Consider the following 20279-nt stretch of genomic DNA (forward strand, 5'->3'; position numbering starts at 1 on the left):
TAACCGGATTCGGGGTTCCATGCGGATGCGAATGGTTACGCCTTCCTGGCAGCCCGAGGGCCGAAAGCGCCTTTTTTGGTGTTGATCCATGATGTTGTCAGGAGGTGCCAGGAAGTGTCGTAACACGTCCTCGACCCGTGTATCCGTCGTCGATGATCAGGGACTCACTCCACGCACCAAGCTGCCAGCGCCCCGTCCCTACGGCGTGCAATGGCTCCTGCACGGCGCGGGGGACGAGGTTGACATCGAGCACATTTCCGCCAACGACATCCAATAGGTCACCAAGAAAAGCTTCCGCACCTGCCTGGATCCTTTCGATGAACGTCCAGCGCTGAGAGTGCCCTTCTTCCTCTCGATAGCGGGAAATTAGGCCAGTTCCGTGTTGCTCGAAATGGGAGAACTGTCCAGATGGCGAAGTCAGCAATGACTCCAGCAGTAGGTGGTATTTCAATACCGGCGGTGCATCCGCATCGCTGCGGCCATCGTGGAAGCGGGCGACAGCCCATTGGTCGGCTGCAAGCATGCCATCGATCTCGGCGGTCACCGCGAAGTAAGCGCCACCTAAAGGCTGACCGACGACACGGGCAAGCTGAGCCTGAATGCTCCCCGCGTAGCCGATGTCGGTAACGATCGGCTGGTCATCGTCTTTAACTTGCGTGCGCCAGTACCGCAGATAGGCACTCCTTTCCCGTTGGGCCACATCTTCCAGCATCGGGGCGATCGGGCGCAGGCGCTCGGTGAGTTCGACAGCCATCTCCGGCAAATAGACTTCGCTCTGAGTCGCGGCTAGCCCTAGTTCCTGTTGTGCCATTTCCGCTACGTCCCGACCAAGGCGGGATTCGAGCAAACCGAAGAGCGAGCCAGTGTAAGGCTTGCGAAAAACCTTTGCGAGATCCTTGAGGTTGTGCAGGGCCGAGGTATTCATGCTACGGCGTGATATAAGCAAATAGCGGCCCACAACGTCAGCGAGGGCGGGCACGTGTGTTTGCATGCGCTGATAGAGTTTATGCAGCAGGTAACCTTCGCGGCTAAAAAATAGGATCTTCTTCGAACCGTGTTGCAGTGCGGTTCGAGCCAGCCACGTGAGATAGTCCGTGATCAGCGGACCGAGAACGACGTAGCCGAAGCTTTCAGGACTTTCGATCCGCACGGCCTGGGCGAACCATTCTGGCCGTCGGTCGCCCAATTGCGCTAGATGGTTGGCGATCAGCCCGAGCCAGAGTTCATGCGCCCAGTGGCCACGAAGTTCGGCAGATGGACGGAGGCTACGAAGCGAGGGGACAACATCCAAAAAGAGAGCGGGTCGCAGCACATGGACCGGAAAGAGCATGCCCGCGTGCAGCGGTCGCATCACGTCGGCATGCTCGTTATCCCCGACATGCAGCCATCGCTTCGGATCACCATGTTCTGTCAGCAGGAGCGCACGCCAGCCATCGTCCGTGTCCTTTCGCCATCCTGTATCGCAAGAAACATGCAGACGACTCAATCCCCGGCGTATGGCCAGTGGCAATAGGGTTCTAAGATCTTGCGAGGAAATGTACATGTCAGATACGCCGACGATTGTCCGCCGTGGATCCGCAGCGAGGCGTTCAAGTGCTTCTGCCGGCGCTGAGCGCGGCTTGAGCAAGCGACACTCGGTGGAAAGCTCAAGCGCCATAATCGCTTCGAGGACATCCATGTCAAACGAGTTGTCTTCATGGAGCACGGCATAGATGCGTCTTAGGTTAACGTCCTTGCCCGCTTGCCTGCGCGCTTTTACTTCGGCTTGTGTGCGCAGTTCATCAAACCCTTCGATGCCGAACTGCTTTCGCACAAGCATGGAAAAAAAGTTGCGCGCACCTTGCGGGGTGAGGAAAGGCCGAATGACGAGAGTATCGAAGATGTCGAAGGACACCCATGTTGCATTAGTCGCAAAGTAATCGATCTTCCGCGGTAACGGAGTGTCGAAATAGAGTTGGCGATTGCGCTCACCCTCCTGCGCTAGTGTAAGTCTGCCGTCGCCGGGTAGGATGCCAATGACGTAGCCCTGATGCTGAGTGACAAGGCAGAGCATGCGTTCGATGGCGTGCTGCAGGGTACCATCGATCTGCCCCTGTTCCGGTGGGAAGGAGTTGGTGCGAAGGCCAAGCTCAAACAAAGGGCGAAGCGCGTCGGTCCGCGCCCAGAACATAGAACCGGCCGGATAATCGAAATAGCCGGTCGTGTCGATGTCAAAGCCGAGCTGGTTTGCCAGCTGGCGCCCCCATTCGGCATTGCCAAGCCAGGTGTGTCCCCACAGCGGAATGCGGGCGTAGCTCTCCGGATAGACGATGCCTAACGCTGGATTCGCCTGAAACATGCCGAGGATCCAAGACAGTCGGTCTGCTGAGCCGAGCAGTGAATCGAGCAGGTAGCCACGCCAATGGTTCTGCTCCTGTCCGTTGTACAGGGATTTCTTGGTGTGTACATGACAAATCAGCTGGAGCCTCAGGATCTCGTCGCGGAAAGTCACCAGCAGTGGCGCGATGTCGCGGCCGCGATTGGGTACGATGCGGATGTGTAGAGCATCCAGTCGAAGTAGGGTCGAAAACCGCTTTTCGGCCAAAGTCCGTGCGGCATCGTCCATTACGGATACCATCAGGGTGTACGGGTGAGGAATGCGCGAGAGATACCCGGCTAGTTCATCGAGCAGGTCGGCATAGAACACGTGTACCATCACGCCAACGGTGAGGTCCAATTGTGCGAGCGGCACGGATGGGTTTAGCGCCATCGCTTCGGGTGAGGAAATGGAAACGCTGCACCGCTGTGCGGCATGAATGCGCGTCAACAGACCGCGCAACCCGAGTGTTCGGCCCACGCGGAGACTCCGCAACAAAATAGATCGGATACCGGCTATGCCCCCGCCATGACGCTTGATGGCGTCTTGCAGAAAGTCTGTAAATTTGGCGAGTGACAACATGCAGCCGGTCCCCTCTCAATTGTTCGCGGAGCCGAGCGCGCGCTCAAGGGCCTCGTATGCGAGGCGCGGGGAAAAATGACGTTTCACATTGTCGATGGACGCGGCCGAGAGGCGCCTCCACAGCTCACCATCCTGCTGCAGCTCTTCCGATGCCTGTGCGAAGCCTTGTGCGGTGTCTGCGAGCAATACGTCTTGACCTTGCACCAAGTGCATGCCTTCGACGGCCAGCGGCGTGGCAATCACGGGCACGCCGTAGCTCATGGCCATATTGATCTTGCCCTTCACGCCGGCACCAAAGCGCAGCGGGGCGAGCGATGCCAGTGCGCTATCCAGCCAGGGTGCCAGATCGGGAACACGGCCATGAAACTCCAGGCCCGGTGTGAGGAGTTCGGCACGAGCGGTATCGGGCGCGTCGCCCAGGACGTGTATTCGCGCTTCGGGAAGTTGCTCGCGCAGCGCGGGAAGGATCTCAGTCGCGATCCAGCGTACTGCATCAGCATTGGGAGGATGTCCAAAGCCACCGATGAACACGAAATCCCTGCGAATCTCATGCGGCCGCCGACAATCATGGATCTCGTGGATGTTCGAAAGTAATTCGATATTTGCATGGGGCAGTTCGGCAGCGAGCAGGGTCCGCTCGTGTTCGCTCACGACGAAGGTAACGTCGCATTGCCCAATTAGAGCCAGTTCGCTTTTGCGCGATGCTTGTGCTTGGCGAGCCATGGATGCGCTCCCGCTGAGCTCGGCTGCCCGGTGTTCGCGTAGGAAATGTAGATCGACCGTATCAAACAGTACGCGCGCTTTCGGAGCCAGTTTGCGCACCAGTGATGCGTACTGGCCGGCAACGGTGTGTCGGCAGAGCATAACGGCGCGAAGTTCACTACCGTGTGTGTGCAGCCAGTCAGGGAGGTCGGTGACCCAGGGGCGGCATAGCACCTCGGTACCCAGCGCGCCGAGCGCCCTTACTTCTTCCTCGCTAGCACGACCATCATCAGGGAAGAATGATACGGACCAGCCCTGCTCATCGAGCAGGCGGAGAATGGCGCTCAGCCTCAGTGAGCCTGAATCGCGTGTGGGATCGGGAGTCATGCTGTCAACGACGAGAATCTGACCTCGGCGGCGCCAGTGCAGCGCCCGCGGCAGCGACGTGTCCGCCGGCGGATGATTGCGCAAAGTCTCCCTCCATTTCGCTACAAAAATCGCCTGGTTAGTTAGCTGGTGGCGCTTCATGCCTACATGTAGGTCGGTGCCGGCACTAATGCCCTCGCAGTGGATGACGGTGCTGGATGGTTCGTAATAGACCTTTAAACCCAACTGCCGTACGGTGAAGGCAAGATCGGCGTCCTCGTAGTAGGCCGGTGCATATCGGTTGTCGAAGCCACCGACCTGTTCGAACACTTTACGCCGGATCATCAGGGAAGCGCCGCTGACGTAATCGACCTCACGACGGTACTGCCATCGGGGCGCATCGCGATGCTCAAAACGTCCGGATGTCCAGCAACTGCCATCGATGAATACGAGACCGCCGGCCTCTTGCAATCGTCCGTCGGGATAAACGAGCCGGCTGCCAGCGATGCCGCAATCATCGTGATCGTCGAAACAGCAGAGCAGACCATCGAGCCAGTTCGGCATGACCTGCGTGTCGTTGTTGAGGAACACCAGGAATTCGCCGTGCGCAACCGCGGCACCGGCATTGCAAGCGCTGATGAATCCCAGGTTGCGTTCATTGCGCAGCAATCGAAGTCCCGCGATCTCGGCAAGTCGCTCAACCGAATTATCGGGGGACGCGTCGTCGACCAAAATGACTTCGAATGGCACGCCGGGCACATGCCGCACGAGCGAGCGCAGACAGGCCAGGGTGTAGGCGATCTTACCGTGGATCGGGATGATCACCGATACAACTGGCTGGTTTGATATGGGCAGTGCAAAGGGCTTGAATGGAACCTCGAGCGGTTCAACGGGAAGCGAATCGTCGAACGCTGGTCGACGCTCGAATTCCTGCCGCACGCGAGCGAGCGTGCCACGCCAGCCCCGGAGCGCGACGCTGCCGCGAAATCGCTGCAATATGTAATTCAGGCGCCTGAAGCGCCAGATGAGCCTGACGGACAGCGGCATGCCTTCGTGTCACAAATTCTGATAATTCGGCCCGGACCCGCCTTCCGGCGGCACCCAGGTGATGATTTCGTACGGATCCTTGATGTCGCAGGTCTTGCAGTGCACGCAGTTGGCGGCGTTGATCTGCAAACGCTTGCCGGCTTCATCCTGGACGATTTCGTAGACGTTGGCGGGGCAGAACCGCGTGCAGGGGTTGCCGTATTCCTCGGCGCACTTCGTCGCACAGACCGACGTATCGGCGACGCGCAGGTGGATGGGCTGGTCCTCGTCGTGCTCGGTGGCGGCGAAATACACGCCGGCCAGGCGGTCGCGGGGCGCCAGTTCGCGTTGTACATAGTCGCGCTTGGGTTCTTCGTACTGGCCGAGCTTGTGCAGGGAGTTCCAGTCAGGCTTGTTCTTCAGCGTCCAGGGCGACTTGCCGCCCGTGACGGTTTCCCAGGCGGAGTTGAACAAGCCGAACCATAGGCCTCTCTTGAAGCCGGGCTTGATGTTGCGCACCTTCTTCAGCTCGGCCATGACCTCCGAGCTGCGCAGCCTGGCGTCGAAGCCGGCGGGCTTCAGATCGTTGGCGGCAAGGTGTTCGGCGGCGAGCATGCCGCTCCGGATCGCCTGGTGAGTGCCCTTGATCTTGGGCACGTTGAGCAGGCCCGCGGTGTCACCGATGAGCAGGGCGCCGGGCATTTCCACCTTGGGCAGCGACTGGTAACCGCCGGTGACGATGGCCCGCGCCCCGGCAGAGAGGATATTGCCGCCTTCGAGCAGCGACTTGATCATGGGGTGGTTCTTCCATTGCTGGAAGGCTTCCCACGGCTGGTAGCTGGGGTCCTTGTAATCGAGTCCGCTGACGTAGCCGAGCGCGATGCGGTCTTTGTCCAGGTGGTAAAGGAAGGCGCCACCGTAGGTGCGGTTGTCGGCCGGCCAGCCGAAACTGTGGAAGATCTTGCCAGGCGTGGCGCGTCCGACGGGCACCTGCCACAGCTCCTTGATGCCGATCGAGTAGCCCTGCGGATCGCTGTCCTGGTCGAGCTTGAAACGTTTGATGAGCTGCTTGGTGAGGCTGCCGCGCGCGCCCTCGGCGAGTACGGTCACCTTCGCTTTGATGTCGATGCCTTGCGTGTAGCCGCTCTTGTGCGAGCCGTCCTTGGCGACGCCCATGTCGCCGATGCGCACGCCGGCCACGGAGCCGTCTTCGTTATATATGGTGTCGGCGGCGGCGAAGCCGGGAAACACATCCACGCCCAAGCTCTCGGCCTGGGGGGCGAGCCACGCGCACATGGCGCCAAGCGAGACGATGAAATTGCCGTGATTGTTCAGGCTCTGTGGCACCGGCAGCTTGCGGCCACCGGTCTTGCTGAGTAGCCAGAACTCGTCTTCGGTGGCGGGCACGCAGATCGGCGGCGGGTTGTCGCGCCAACCTGGTAGCAGGGCATCCAACGGCTGCGGTTCGATCACCGCGCCGGAAAGGATCTGCGCGCCGATGGTCGACGCCTTTTCGATCACGCACACCGTAAGGTCCGGCTTGAGCTGCTTCAGGCGTATCGCGAACGACAGCCCGGACGGCCCCGCACCGACGACGATCACGTCGTATTCCATCGTCTCGCGTTCGGTCATGAGGCTGGGCTCCGTCGGTGGCTTTGGGGCTGATGAGGGTAGTCCGCACGGGTGGTTACCGTGGCGACCGGGACGGTATTCTCCGGGTTCGCTCGCTGCGCGGCAAACCCGAGCCCGACGAGCTTGGCTGGATATCCCCTCCACCGGAGCGTGCATGAGTTCCCTTTCCCCGATCGCCGACCTCGATCTCCGCCGCGCCACGCTGTGCCAGATCCTGCACTGGCTGGCTTCCGGCCGGGTGCAGCCGGGCCGCTTGGCCGAGGTCTATCTCGCAGCCATCGAGCGCATCAATCCTGAACTCAATGTCTACGTCAGTATGAGCCCGGCGTTGACGCGAGAGCAGGCGCGGGCGGGCGAGCATCGCCGCCGCGATGGCGTGATCGGGCGACTGGATGGGGTTCCCATCGCGCTCAAGGACAACTTCGACATTGCCGGCTGGCCCACTTGCTGCGGTATGTCGGGTTCCGTCAAGCCGGCCGAACAAGACGCACACGTGGTGGCACGGCTGCGTGCGTCGGGGGCCGTGCTGACTGGCAAGACCAATATGGATGAAGGGGCGCTGGGTGCCATTACCCATAACGCGCATTTCGGCGCCACCCACAATCCGTATCGTCATGGCTATACGGCGGGTGGCTCTTCCGGTGGCGCCGCCGCTGCAGTGGCGGCGGGGCTGGCGGTGGCGGCAATCGGATCGGATAGCCTGGGCTCGATCCGCATTCCTGCCAGCTATTGTGGCGTGTTCGCGTTGAAGCCGACTCAAGGCGAAATATCCACACGCGGCATGACGCCGGCGGCGCGCCGGCTTGATACCGTGGGTTTGCTGGCACGAGGCGTGGATGATCTCACCGTGCTGCTGCAGGTGCTTGCTGGCTACGATGCGGAAGATCCGCGCTCGCGCCATCGGCGCGTCGCCCTGTCGCCGCCGGATTGGGAGCCGGGCAAGTTGCGTTGCGGCGTGCTCCCCGACCTACCTGCGCTCGGCGTACAGCAATCGGTCGCTGATGTTTTCGAAGCCGCGCTCGCCAAGCTCGACCGGGAACTGGGCGAGTGCCGTAAGGTGGACTTCGATGACTGGGACTTTCCACGTTCGCGCCGTGCAGGCTTTCTGCTGATGGAAGCGGAAATGCTCGGCACTTTTGCAGCACAGCTCGCCGACACCGAGCATCCCGTATCGCCGCAGTTTCGCCGCCTGCTCGATTACGCGGCGCGCAAGACCGCTGCCGATTACGCCGCCGCCGATCGTGTGCTCGATGCTGCTGCGCTCAAGATGCGCCGCCTGTTCGCGCAGATCGACGTGCTGGTCACGCCCACTACTCCGCAAGCGGCTTTTCCGCTGGACGGGCCGATACCGGACACACAAGGCGATCTCACCAGCTTGGCCAACCTCGCCGGTTGCCCGGCGGTAAGCATGCCCATGGGTACGTTGCCGAACGGCCTGCCGATCGGCATGCAGCTGATCGGCGCGCGCGGTTCGGACCTGCGCCTGCTCGAACTGGCAGCGGTGTGGTCTGCCACGCTCGATGCGGCGCCCGAGTATCCTGGTTTTCGCGATGGTCGGTGAACTTGCCGGTGGCGCTTGGCAGCGGCTGCCTTTGGCAGACGCCGATGTGTATTACTCGCCGTGCTGGCTTGCTGCGGGGGAAGCGGACGAGCTGCTTGGGCACCTGCTCGACGAAGTTCCTTGGGAGCGCCATCGCCTACGGGTGTTCGGGCGCGAGGTCGACGCGCCGCGCCTGAGCTGCTGGATCGGCGATCCAGGCGCCATTTACGTGTACTCGCGCAGCCGTTTCGAGCCGAGGCCATGGACGCCGTCGCTGCTCAGCTTGCGCGCGCGAGTCGAGCTGGCTTGCGCTGCGCGCTTCAACAGCGTGCTGGCGAATCTGTACCGCAGCGGTCAGGATTCCATGGGCTGGCACAGCGACGACGAGCCTGAACTTGGCGCGCAACCGATCATTGCGTCGATCAGCCTCGGCGTGGAACGCCGTTTTCGTTTCCGCCGCCGGGTGCCGCCGGGAACAGGCACGGCACGACCTGTTGGCCTCACCCTGTCGCATGGCAGTCTGCTGTGCATGGCGGGTGATACCCAGCATCATTACCAGCATGATTTGCCCAAGAGCACAGGCACGTCCGGATCGCGCATAAATCTAACGTTTCGCATGATCAATTCGGCACACATGCCACCGATGACGCCCTGCAGCTTGGATTGACCGGGAACGGTGGGGATAATGCGCGATCCTTCCCGTTCCCCAACCCGAGCAGGCCCGCAATGACCCAGAAGACCGTACTCAACGCCCTCCATCGCGAACTCGGTGCGCGCATGGTCGATTTCGGCGGCTGGGACATGCCGATCAGCTACGGCTCGCAGATCGAAGAACATCACGTCGTGCGCCGCGATGCGGGCATGTTCGACGTCTCGCATATGACGGTAGTCGATCTGCACGGCGCACGCGCGCGGGAGTTTCTGCGCCACCTCCTGGCCAACAGCGTCGACAAGCTGAAAGTGCAGGGCAAGGCGCTGTATAGCTGCATGCTCAACGAACAGGGCGGGGTCATCGACGACCTGATTGTTTATCTGTTGGGTGACGAGCACTTCCGCCTGGTCGTCAACGCCGCCACGCGCGAAAAGGATCTGGCCTGGATCGAACGGCAGGCCAAGGCGTTCGACGTGGCGGCCAAAGAGCGCCCCGAATTCGCGATGATCGCCGTGCAAGGCCCGCATGCACGCGCCAAAGTGATCGGTCTGCTGCATGAGGTGGACCGTCCGCGCATCGAAAAGCTCGGCCGCTTTGCCGCTGCCGCTGCGCAGGGGCCGCACGGCATGCCGCTGTTCATCGCGCGCACCGGATACACCGGCGAGGATGGTTTCGAGATCATCCTGCCGGAAGAGCACGCGGTCGCGCTGTGGAAGGAGCTCGCCACGGCAGGCGTCGCCGCGTGCGGACTGGGTGCGCGCGACACCTTGCGCCTTGAAGCGGGCATGAATCTTTACGGCCAGGACATGGACGAAAACGTCACCCCATGGGAAGCGGGCCTGGCCTGGACCATTGCACTGGACGCGGGCCGCGACTTCATCGGCCGCAAGGCGCTCGAGGCGCAGCAGGCCGCCGGCGTGCCGCGCACCATGGTCGGCCTGGTGCTGGACGAAAAAGGCGTGCTGCGCCATGGTCAGAAAGTGCTGACGCCGCAAGGTGAGGGTGAAATCCTTTCCGGCAGTTTCGCGCCCAGCTTGAACAAGTCGGTGGCGTTCGCGCGCGTTCCTGCGGGGGCCACCGAGCAACTGCGAGTGGACATCCGCGGCCGCGAAGTGCCGGTCCGGCTGGTGAAGTTTCCATTCGTGCGCGACGGCAAGGCCTGCGAAGGCATCTGAGCGCCGGTGCGGGAGTGTCCCATTCCCGCATCGTCAGCAGTTAGAATCCGCAATTCAATCCTCACCGAAATCAATCACTGGACCCGACCATGAGCGCGAGCGAGATTCCCGGCGATCTGAAATTCCTCAAATCCCACGAGTGGGCCCGTGTCGAAGACAAGGGGTTGGTCCGCGTGGGCATTTCCGACCATGCACAGGAGCAGTTGGGCGACCTGGTCTACGTCGAGCTGCCCGAAGTCGGCGCCCAGGTGCAGGCGGGCAACGGTGCGGCCACGGTGGAGTCGGTCAAGGCCGCTTCCGACATCTACTCGCCGGTGTCCGGCGAGATCGTCGAAGTGAACGAGAGCCTCGCCGACAAGCCCGAGACGATCAATGAAGATGCCTACGGCGAGGGCTGGCTGTTTGTGGTCAAGCCCAGTGATCGCGGCGAGCTGGACGAACTGCTCGACGCGGATGCCTACGCCGAACTGATCGAGAACGAAGATCACTGACGGCGCGATCGTCTGATCGGAGAACGGCCGCCTCGGCGGCCGTTCTCATGTTCAAGGCATTACATGACGCAGGCGTGCGGCGCGACGGCTGCGCGGCGTGAAGAAAACGCATGGCGGACACCGTGACGGAGCATGGCGATCGTCCATCGCTTGCGTGTCCGGTCCGTCGCGGCGGAGCGCCTCGAGGGTGCTCAAGCGGTCTTCGGACCGTTTTCAGCACCGGCTCGAGCACCTCCCGGTCTAAATTTGTTCATGCTCCCGGATTGCCCGTTCGGGCAGTTGGAGTGGCGCGGCACGCCGCATGACTGCATGGCTCGCAACGGCGCCATGTGCGTATCATCGCGGATGAGAAAAATCACGTTTTTAAGCTTGTTTTTGGCCTTTTTCTAAAATCGCGCGAGGCGAATTCTTTGAATGTCTGGATGGCTGCATGCATTGCATTGAGTCATCGAAATACCGTTCTCCCGAGCGTGCCGAGGTCCGGTCGCCGGGGCGAAGGGATTGATTTCATGGCAAAAATCAATTGACAGTTGAAATGTTCGGGAATAGCTTTCGCACCATAAACGGGGAACGTTTCCAATGGTGGCATCGAAATACATCCAACCCTACGTAGAACATGGCGCAAAAGCCGACGCGGTGAGAAAGATCACTGTTTCGATACCAATGCATGTATTGCGACTGCTGTCGGACCTGCGCACGTACCGGCAGGTCAACAATCTGAGGCACGCCACCAACAGCGATCTGCTGGTTGAGGCGTTCCTCCACGCTTTTACTGGGCAACCACTGCCAACTGATGAGGAGCTAAGACGTATTATGGCCACTGCCAAGAAAACCGCACGTAAGTCGGCGAAGAAAGCCGCCAAGAAGACCACTCGTAAAGCTGCAGCCAAGCGGCCGGTCGCCAAGAAGGCCACCGCCAAGAAGCGCACCGTGCGCAAGACCGCCAAGAAGGCGGGTGCCAAGCGCGTAGGCGCGAAGAAAGCCACCGCCAAGCGCGTTGGCGCCAAGAAGGCCGCCAAGAAGGCGACCCGTAAGCGCACCGCCAAGAAGGCAGCCGCTGCCAAAGTCGTGAAGGCCACCAGGGCCTCCAAGGCCCCCAAGGCCAGCAAGAAGTAAGCACAACAACTAGACGTTTCACTCGATTTGTCTCCCTGCGGTGCCCAGCGCAGGGAGGTAGTTCGAAAGCGTTTCGTCCCGGCCTCGTGCCGGGACGCTTCATTTCCGGGGATTGGAAATGAAAATAGGTACGAAGAATCTTCATCGTACTAGGGCGTCCGCGCTGGCCGGGGCTCGACTGACTTCCTTCGCAGCCCATTTGCGGTACCACTCCAATCGCGCTACCTTTGGTTCATCCGCGCCGCGGCGAACCTGGGGCGCTGCACCTGGATAACAGGGGGGAAGCGCGGGTATCTAATGCCACCGCAGTTGTGAAAATTCATGGATACCCGAAACATTCGTCATACGCGCTCGCTTGCGCGCGGGGCCATCAAGCCCGTCATCATTGCTGTACTTGCCGTCGTGGCAGGTCTGGCGGTCGTGTCCTGGTTCCTCATCATCAAGCCTCACGAAGACTTGCTGACTGCGGACACGGGCGGCCATCCGTCCACGCCGGTCAACCTTAACCAGCAACAGGCCGCGGCGCCGCCAGTGAACGTGGATGCGCTGAGCATCGACGCGCTGCTGTCCGAGGCGCGCAAGGCGATGAACCAGCAGCGCGTGATCGCACCATCCGGCAACAACGCCTTCGAGTTCTACCTCAAGGTGCTGCAGAAGCAGCCCGGCAACCAGGTAGCGGCCGATGCCTTGCGTGAAACTTTTCCGTTTGCGGCCAGCAACGTCGAGCAGGTCATCAACCAGCGCCAGTTCGAAGAAGCGGACCGCGAAATCACCTTGTTGGCCAAGGTGGATCCCACCAACTACACGCTGACCATTCTGCGCTCCAAGCTGGACGCCCAGCGCAAGACGCTCGACCAGGAGCAGCAGAAACAGCTCGACCAGCAGCACCAGGCCGAACTGGCGGCGCAGAAAGCGGCGACTGACAAGGCCGCGGCGGACAAGCTGCTTGCCGACAAGGCTGTGGCGGACAAGGCCGCACAGCAGCAGGCCGCGCTGGCCACACAGCAGCAAAAGCTCAAGGCAGACGAAGCCAGGACGCCTTCGGCAGCCGCTGCAAACAACCAGGTGGCCGGCGCTGTCGGCTCGGCTGGCGGCGGCGAAACGCGCGATGCCATTCCGGTTTCCACCATCCGGCCGCATTATCCCGCTACGGCGCTGCGCAACAACCAGGAAGGCTGGGTGGATGTGCAATACACCGTCAACGTGGATGGCAGCGTAAGCAACATTTCCGTGATCGGCGCCGAACCGCGGCATGTATTCGACAACGCTGCCGTCGATGCGTTGCGCCGCGCCAAGTTCTCGCCGGCGATGCGCGACGGCACGGCCGCCGCTTCGCAGCAGCAGAAGCGGATCGAGTTCAAGCTCAGTTCCACGCAGTAGCGCTTCGCGACCCTCTCCTCTGCGGGGAGAGGGTTAGCCCAGGCGCGAACCGTAGGCTGGGATGACAATCCCAGCATGGCCATCTAGTCAGCATCATGAGGCTGGGATTCGCATCCCAGCCTACGCCCTCCAGGCTACGGAATCGGTTGCCTCAGCGGTGACGACGGGACTTATGCCGCGCTTTCATCGGCGCCACCGGGGTCGCCGGTGGATCGCTTTCCACGCCGGCCCAATCCACGTGCGGCAAGCCCAGCATCGCGTCGAACACCATCGGCATCAGGTCAGTACCCACCGAGCCCGTCGAGTTCCACATCGATACCATGCCGACGCGGTATTTCGGAAAGAACGCGATCATCGTGCGATAACCTTCCACGGCGCCGCCATGGAAGACCATCGTTTCGCCTGCATAGGTGAATACGCGCCAGCCCAATGCGTAACTCGCTGTAGTCACGCGGGCGCGGCGCCATGGCGTGTTGTGCATTTCGGTCGGCGTGGGCACCCCGGGCGCGTGCAGTTCGTCCAGCAGGGCTTGTGGCAGAACGTCAGGCCTTCCGCCCATCTGCGCGATCAGCCATTGCTCCATGTCGCGCAGGCTTGCGTTGACCCCGGCGGCGGGAGCCACGCGGTAATAGGCTTCCTTCGGATCGAACGATTCCCAGTTGTGCGCGCCACGCGGGCGGTGCGGACGCGCCCAGCTCTTGCTGCCTTCCAGCGCCTCGCGGCCGTAGCTGGCAGTGGTCATGCCCAGCGGGAAGAACAGGCGTTTGTCGACCTGGTGATAGAAGAAGTCGCCGGTCTCCGCATAGATCAAGTCGCCGATCAGGCTGAAGGCCACGTTCTGGTAGCCATAGCACTGGCCCACACTGCAGGTCAGCGTCACTTCGTCAAGCTTGCGCACCAATTCCTCATAGGGAACATTGTCTTCCAGCATCTGATCGTAGGTGTTGTGCGGCAGCCCCAGCCGTTGTCCGAGAATGTCGCGCACCGTGACCTGGCTGGAAGCTTGCGCATCCTTCAACTGGAAGAATGGCACTGCGTCGGCTAGCTTGGTATCCCAGGTGAAGCGACCATCCTCGATCAGCAGGCCGGTGATCGCCGTGGCGAACGCCTTGGAAAGCGACGCCAGACGGAACACGGTGGTGGGGGTGACAGGTTCCTGCGTGGCGACATCCGCGTAGCCGATGGTGCGCTCAAGATCCACCTTGTTGTCCACTACTACCGCCGTGGCGAGACCGGCCACCTCGTTTCGTTGCGCGACGACGTCCAACCAGTGCGAATACGCCTCCAGCGCTGCCTTGATGCGTTCGGGCGGAAGGGCGGCATTGACGTCGGCGGCATCGTGGCGCGCCTGGCGAATGTCGGTTGCCGACGGCGTATCGGTGGATGCCTTCGCGGCCGTAACAGGCAGCCAGGACGCGGCGGCGCCGAGCAGGCTGGCGATCAGCAAAGGAAGCTTACGGAACTGCATGCTACTCCGCTTCTTACGGGCGTGATGTCGCGCCCTTATGCATGGGCTGGTGGAGTCGTCCATGAGTGAGTGCCGGATTGTCCTGTACTTCGAACAGGGTCACAACGCCGTGACGCCGCAAACAGGCGTTTCTGCTGCACTGCATCGGAATCGCCATGAGCCCGATGCAGCGAGGAATGACTCGCCCCATGGTCCATCACCCCAGCAGCAGAGCGGCCGCGCGTTCAGCGATCATGACGACCGCTGCGTTGGTGTTCCCGCTTGGCAAGGCTGGCATCACCGAGGCATCCACTACGCGCAAGCCCGCCATGCCGCGCACCCGCAGTTCGCTGTCCACCACGGCCTGATGGTTCGTTCCCATCCGGCAGCTGCCAACGGGGTGGTAAATGGTCTCGGCCTTGCGGCGGATGAAGGCCGCCCATTCCGCATCGCCGGTCGGCGCCGATGCCGGGAAAACCGGCTTGCCGCGATAGGGATCGAAGGCAGGTTGCGCAAGGAGGTCGCGGGAAAGCTTGGCTGCCTCGATCATGCGCGCAAGATCGTGTCCTTCCGGATCGCTGAGATAGCCCGCATGGATGGCGATCGGGGTCGACGGGTCGGCTGAACGCAAACGCAAGCTTCCGCGGCTGCGTGGATGCAGATAGCAGGCGTGGAGGGTGTAACCGTGGCCGGGCAGCCGGTGGCGGCCATGGTCATCCAGCAAGGCCGGCACGAAATGGAACTGGATGTCGCAACGTGCATCAGTGGCCAGCCGGCTGCGTACAAAGCCGCCGGATTCGGCAATGTTGGAGCTACCGGGACCGTCGCGGTGGCGCAAATAGCGCCAACCTACGGCGACATCGTTGAGCTTGTCGTACGTGATGTCGCGTGTGCAGCCCACCAGCGTGCAGATATCCAGATGATCCTGCAGGTTTGCGCCGACGCCGGGCAAATCGATGACCGGTGTGATGCCGTGCGTACTCAGATGGCCGGCCGGTCCGATGCCTGACAGCATCAGCAATTGCGGTGAATTGATCGCGCCAGCGGCCAGAATGATCTCGCCGGCGCGCACGACGCGCTGTCCGCCCGAACGTCGCAGCACCACGCCGGTCGCACGTTCCTGCTCGATCAGGATGCGTTCCACCAACGCATGCGTTTGCACGTGCAGATTCGAGCGTGTCTGCGCCGGACGCAGATAGGCCACCGCAGTGGAGCAGCGTACACCTTCGCGTTGGGTCACCTGATAGAAGCCGAAGCCGGCCTGGGCGGGACCGTTGAAGTCGGCATTGCGCCCGAAGCCCGCGCTGACGCCGGCTTCGATCAGCGTTGCGGAAAGCGCGTTGTGATGACGCAAATCCGATACGCAAAGCGGTCCGTTCGAGGCATGTAGCGGGCTCGCGCCACGCGAGTTGTTTTCGCTGAGCAGGAACCACGGCAGCACTTGCGGCCACGACCAGCGCGCATCGCCTGTGGCTTGTGCCCAGGCGTCGTAATCAGCCGCCACGCCGCGCACGTAGCACATCGCGTTGATCGAGCTGGAGCCGCCCAGCGTCTTGCCGCGCGGCCACCAAAGACGCCGCCCGAGCAAGCCGTGCTCGGGTTCGGTCGTGTAATTCCAGTTGAGCCGGCGGTTGTTCGCCAGGTGCGCAATGCCAGCAGGCATGTGGATGAAAGGGTGCCAATCGCGCCCGCCCGCCTCCAGCAGCAGCACGCGTCTGCCCGGTTGCGCGCTCAGGCGGTTGGCCAGCACGCAGCCGGCCGAGCCGGCACCGACGATCACATAGTCGTATTCCACGCCGCCCTCCCTTAGGGAAGCTCGGATTTATTCAGAGCTTACGCGGTGCAAGGATGCACCGCCCACGAAGCAAGCACGTAAGTGTTTGATTCGTGGTAGCCGCGTGCGAACATGCGCCGCGCGCGACGCGTCTGAAAAAATCCAGGACGGATTTTTTCAGACCATCCTTAGGGAAGCGAACCGGTGTCACCCGCGCATGCTAGTCTTGCGCGGCCCCCCGCTGGAAGCCGACCGGTGCGTTTGCCGTCCCCCGATTCCCCACGCCAGGACGCCACGCCGACGGTGTCCGCACTGGCGTTCTTTTTCCTGCTGACCTCTTACTACATCATCCGCCCGGTGCGCGATCAGCTTGGCGGGGCGGTGGGTTCCTCGCAGCTGCCGCTGTTCTATCTCGCGACCTTTGTGGCCATGTTGCTGCTGACGCCGGTGTTCGGCATGCTGGTGGCGCGGTTCCCGCGGCGGCGCCTGCTGGGCTGGAGCTACAGCTTCTTCATCGTCTGCCTGCTGGCGTTTATTCCAGCGTTCCTGGCGCAGGACCGCATCGGTGCGCGGGCCCTGGGCGTGGTGTTCTATATCTGGGGCAGCGTGTTCAACCTGTTCGTGGTGTCGCTGTTCTGGAGCTTCATGGCGGATGTCTTCGACAGCCGGCGTGCGCGCGAAGTGTTTTCGTTGATAGCGCTCGGAGGCATGGCCGGTGCGATATTCGGTCCGTTGATTACCAGCACGCTGGTTGGCCTGATCGGAGTTGCGCCGTTGCTGCTGGTGTCGGCGCTGATGCTCGGTTTTGCCGCGCTGCTGCTGCTGCATATTTCCGTACTGCGGGCGGAAGACGGAGGCACTGATCAACCGATTGGCGGCTCGCTTTGGGCTGGCGTGCGGGAGCTGTGGTCGCGTCCTTTCTTGCGCTACATGGCCATTCTGATGCTGCTCGGCGACGGTATCGGCACGCTTGCTTATGCACTGGTGGCCGATTACGCCAAGGTACATCTGGCGTCGATCACGACGCGAACAGCGTTCTACGCGCACATCGATCTGGCAGTAAATTTGCTCGGGGCGCTGTTGCAACTCACGCTGTCGCCGTGGTTGCTGATGCGTCGTGGCGCTGTGTGGGCGCTCGTGTTGCCGCAGGTGGTGAATTTCGGCCTGCTGATCGTGGTGGTGATGGGCGGTCACGCGCAGGTAAGCGTGCTGGGCTATAGCGTACCGTTGCTGGTACTGATGATGGTGGGCACGCGCGGCTTCATGTACGGCATGACCAAACCGGCCAGCGATGCGCTCTACACGCGAGTACCGCGTGAGACCCGCTACAAGGGCAAGAACTTCGTGGAAACGGCGGTGTGGCGATTCGGTGACGTGGTGATCACCAGCGGTATCAGCAGCCTGGTAAAGCTAGGTATCGGCGTTAGCAGCATTGCGCTGGTCGGCGTAGGAGCTGCTTCGTTGGCGGCCTGGGTGGCGCGCAAAGCGGCTACCTCGCCGGATCTGGCGCCGGAGACCAAGGCCGGGACGGGCGAACAGGGAGCGGGGAACGAAAGCCTTGTTTGATCGTTAGGGATGCCCTGATCCATTCCACGTACCCGTCACCAGGAATAGATCAGCGCATCCCCAGGGTTGCCCGTTTCGATTCAGCTCGTAATGTAACGCTGCAACTGTTCGATCTGTTCTGCCTGCGCACTGATCACCTCCATGACCAGGTCGCCGATCGAGATCACGCCCATTACTCGGTGGCCTTGTACGACCGGCAAGTGACGTACGCGGCTGTCGGTGCACATGCGCATGCAATCGAACACATCGGTGTCCGGGGTTACGGTCAGCACCGGGCTGCTCATGATCTCCGACACGGGTGTCTGTGCCGATGAGCGGCCCTGCAAAATGACTTTGCGCGCGTAGTCGCGTTCGGAAATGATGCCCACGAGTTGTTCGCCGCGCATCACCAGCAAAGCGCCGACGCGCCGTTCTGCCATGTGTTTGATCGCTTCCAGTACCGGTGCTTCCGGCGCGATCGCGTAGATGTCGTTGCCTTTCCTGTCCAGCAAATGCTTGACCTGACGCATCAGACCTCCCCGGCGGCCGTAGCAATGGCCGCGTGAGACCAGTTTAGCGCGGTGGCGTTGCCCCGGCGTGAACTAGGGATGCGGCCGGAAGGTGCTCTTCCTCGATGAAGTACAGCGGCCGCTGCTTGGTCTCGTTGTAATTTCGGCCCAGGTATTCGCCGATTACGCCCAGTGCCAGCAGCTGGATACCGCCCAGGAACAGGACCACCACCATCAGGCTTGGATAGCCCGGCACCGGATCGCCCCGCAGCAGCGCCTTCAGCAGCACCTTCAGCCCGAACAGGAATGCCAGTACGGATGCACCGAGCCCGGTCCAGGTAGCAAGCTTCAACGGCGCGCTGGAGAACGAAGTAATGCCTTCGACGGCGAGCTGGGTGAGGCGCCAGTAGTTCCACTTGGTCTTGCCCGCCAGGCGTGGGTCGCGCAGGTACTTCACCGCGGTCTGGCGATAGCCGATCCAGGCGAACAGGCCCTTCATGAAGCGCTGCCGTTCGCGCAGTTGCGCCAGTGCTTTCAGCGCGCGGCGCGAAAGCAGCCGGAAATCACCCGTATCGCGCGGTACGGCGACGTCCGAGAGCATTTCCATCGTGCGATAGAACGCCGCCGAGGTGAATCGTTTCAAGCCGGTCTCCCCCGCGCGCGCCGCACGGGTGGCGTAGACCACGTCGTAGCCGGCCTGCCATTGGTCGACCAGCTGCGGGATGACCTCGGGCGGATCCTGCAGGTCGGCGTCGATCACCACGGCAGCATCCGCATCGACATGATCCAATCCGGCGGTCAACGCCGCTTCCTTGCCGAAATTGCGCGACAGTTTTAGCGTGCCTACGCGCGGATCGGCGGCCGCCAATGCCTGCATGATGGTCCAGGTGTCATCGCCGCTGCCGTCGTCCACGTACAGGACGTCGCTCACCAGCGGAAGCTGGTCCAGCACCTTGGAAAGCCGTTCATGAAAGGCGGCAAGCACGGCCGATTCGTTGTAAGCGGGAACGACAACAGTGAGTCGCGGCATGCCGGATATCCATAGCTTCTAGCGGGCAGACGGTGAAGTGTAAAGGGTGCCTAAGGAACATCTGAATAATTTCAGAGGTTCCGCGGGCCAAGGAAGGCCCGCCGCAAATCAGGCGCGTAAGCGCTTGATTTGGCATCCCTAAGCTTGCGTAGTTTAATGTCGGGATATGTCCTAATGTCGTCGCGCAGTACGCGTGTTGCCTGGGGGGCGCCGGCTTTCCAGGTAGGCCGGACCGCCCAACTGGGTGACTTGCTGTTCGATCCAGTGCGCGCGTTCGAGTACATAGCCGCTTGGGCGGTCGACATGGAAGCGGTCCGGATTGGGCAGCACGGCGGCCAGCCGCGCCGCCTGGCCGGGGCTTAGCTGCGCAGGCGATGCGTGGAAAAAAGTTTCGCTGGCCGAACCCACGCCGTAAATGCCGTCGCCAAACTGGGCGACGTTCATGTACACCTCCAGGATGCGCTGCTTCGACCAGGTCAGTTCCAGCAGTACCGTGAAGTAGGCTTCCAGGCCCTTACGCATGAAGCTGCGGCCATTCCACAGGAACAGGTTCTTGGCCGTCTGCTGGCTGATCGTGCTGGCGCCGCGTAAGCGCTTGCCGTCATCCGCCGCGTCGATCGCGTTCTGGATCGAACCGAAGTCGAAGCCGTGGTGGAACGGAAATTTCTGGTCTTCGCCGGCCACCATTGCGATCGGCGCCCACGCCGAAATACGCGACCACGGCACCCAGTGCTGGCGTAGCCGGAAATCCTTTTCACCAAGGACCCAGGCATGCAACTGGCGCTCCATCATCACCGCCGAGGTCCAGGGTGGCACGAAACGCAAGACCAGCACCACGAACCAGCTCAGGGCCACCCATGACAGGACTACGATACCGGCGTAACGCAACAGGCGGCGAAAAAGCGGAAGATGCGGCATGGTGTCGACGGCCAAGGAAAGCCGGTGGATTATAAGGA

15 protein-coding genes are annotated in these 20279 nt (G+C 61.9%); 7 read left to right on the forward strand and 8 right to left on the reverse strand.

Annotated elements, in window-relative coordinates; genetic code table 11:
* Positions 1-97: 97 nt before the first annotated feature.
* From EKH80_RS15710 to EKH80_RS15720, 3 genes are read right to left on the reverse strand one after another with little or no spacing between them, the layout of a single operon-like run.
* Entirely contained in the window at positions 98-2938 is a 2841-nt protein-coding gene (locus EKH80_RS15710; RefSeq protein WP_230473737.1) for a rhamnan synthesis F family protein, read from the reverse strand.
* Positions 2939-2953: 15 nt separating this feature from the next.
* The gene (locus EKH80_RS15715) at positions 2954-5053 is read right to left on the reverse strand and encodes a glycosyltransferase (protein ID WP_126685725.1); all 2100 of its coding nucleotides are present in this window, start codon (positions 5051-5053) and stop codon (positions 2954-2956) included.
* 9 nt (positions 5054-5062) lie between these two features.
* Entirely contained in the window at positions 5063-6664 is a 1602-nt protein-coding gene (locus EKH80_RS15720; protein ID WP_126685726.1) for an electron transfer flavoprotein-ubiquinone oxidoreductase, read from the reverse strand.
* A 154-nt stretch (positions 6665-6818) separates the two neighbouring features.
* Here EKH80_RS15720 and EKH80_RS15725 point away from each other — a divergent pair, with 154 nt between their 5' ends.
* The 6 genes from EKH80_RS15725 to EKH80_RS15750 all read left to right on the forward strand — a co-directional run bounded on the left by EKH80_RS15725 (position 6819) and on the right by EKH80_RS15750 (position 13018).
* On the forward strand, positions 6819-8225 hold the full coding sequence (locus EKH80_RS15725) for an amidase (protein WP_126685727.1): 1407 nt from the start codon (positions 6819-6821) through the stop codon (positions 8223-8225).
* Positions 8215-8871, forward strand: coding sequence for an alpha-ketoglutarate-dependent dioxygenase AlkB family protein (locus EKH80_RS15730; protein WP_126685728.1), 657 nt, complete (start codon positions 8215-8217; stop codon positions 8869-8871). Before EKH80_RS15725 ends, EKH80_RS15730 begins: the two co-directional genes overlap by 11 nt.
* A gap of 59 nt (positions 8872-8930) precedes the next feature.
* Positions 8931-10031, forward strand: a complete 1101-nt coding sequence (gene gcvT / locus EKH80_RS15735) for a glycine cleavage system aminomethyltransferase GcvT (RefSeq protein ID WP_126685729.1) — start codon at positions 8931-8933, stop codon at positions 10029-10031.
* 89 nt (positions 10032-10120) lie between these two features.
* Positions 10121-10522 (forward strand): glycine cleavage system protein GcvH, encoded by a 402-nt coding sequence (gcvH, locus tag EKH80_RS15740; RefSeq protein ID WP_126685730.1) that lies wholly within the window; start codon positions 10121-10123, stop codon positions 10520-10522.
* A 579-nt stretch (positions 10523-11101) separates the two neighbouring features.
* On the forward strand, positions 11102-11638 hold the full coding sequence (gene metJ, locus EKH80_RS24410) for a met regulon transcriptional regulator MetJ (protein ID WP_126685731.1): 537 nt from the start codon (positions 11102-11104) through the stop codon (positions 11636-11638).
* A 321-nt stretch (positions 11639-11959) separates the two neighbouring features.
* Positions 11960-13018, forward strand: a complete 1059-nt coding sequence (locus tag EKH80_RS15750) for an energy transducer TonB (RefSeq protein WP_126685732.1) — start codon at positions 11960-11962, stop codon at positions 13016-13018.
* A gap of 151 nt (positions 13019-13169) precedes the next feature.
* Here the strand turns inward: EKH80_RS15750 and EKH80_RS15755 are convergent, their stop codons facing one another.
* Positions 13170-14486: a serine hydrolase domain-containing protein gene (locus EKH80_RS15755; RefSeq protein WP_126685733.1), complete on the reverse strand. Its 1317-nt coding sequence runs from the start codon at positions 14484-14486 to the stop codon at positions 13170-13172.
* A gap of 196 nt (positions 14487-14682) precedes the next feature.
* Positions 14683-16260: a GMC family oxidoreductase gene (locus EKH80_RS15760; protein WP_126685734.1), complete on the reverse strand. Its 1578-nt coding sequence runs from the start codon at positions 16258-16260 to the stop codon at positions 14683-14685.
* A 234-nt stretch (positions 16261-16494) separates the two neighbouring features.
* On the opposite strand from EKH80_RS15760, the gene EKH80_RS15765 reads away from it, so the two are divergent.
* The gene (locus EKH80_RS15765; RefSeq protein WP_230473738.1) at positions 16495-17805 is read left to right on the forward strand and encodes an NTP/NDP exchange transporter; all 1311 of its coding nucleotides are present in this window, start codon (positions 16495-16497) and stop codon (positions 17803-17805) included.
* Positions 17806-17885: 80 nt separating this feature from the next.
* Here the strand turns inward: EKH80_RS15765 and EKH80_RS15770 are convergent, their stop codons facing one another.
* The 3 genes from EKH80_RS15770 to mtgA form a co-directional block, all read right to left on the reverse strand.
* The gene (locus tag EKH80_RS15770; RefSeq protein WP_126685735.1) at positions 17886-18314 is read right to left on the reverse strand and encodes a CBS domain-containing protein; all 429 of its coding nucleotides are present in this window, start codon (positions 18312-18314) and stop codon (positions 17886-17888) included.
* A 43-nt stretch (positions 18315-18357) separates the two neighbouring features.
* Positions 18358-19323, reverse strand: a complete 966-nt coding sequence (locus EKH80_RS15775) for a glycosyltransferase family 2 protein (RefSeq protein WP_126685736.1) — start codon at positions 19321-19323, stop codon at positions 18358-18360.
* A 171-nt stretch (positions 19324-19494) separates the two neighbouring features.
* The gene (mtgA, locus tag EKH80_RS15780; RefSeq protein ID WP_126685737.1) at positions 19495-20241 is read right to left on the reverse strand and encodes a monofunctional biosynthetic peptidoglycan transglycosylase; all 747 of its coding nucleotides are present in this window, start codon (positions 20239-20241) and stop codon (positions 19495-19497) included.
* Positions 20242-20279 lie beyond the last annotated feature (38 nt).

It is taken from the genome of Dyella choica, assembly GCF_003977665.1.
In the GTDB taxonomy this organism is placed as follows: Bacteria; Pseudomonadota; Gammaproteobacteria; order Xanthomonadales; family Rhodanobacteraceae; genus Dyella_B; species Dyella_B choica.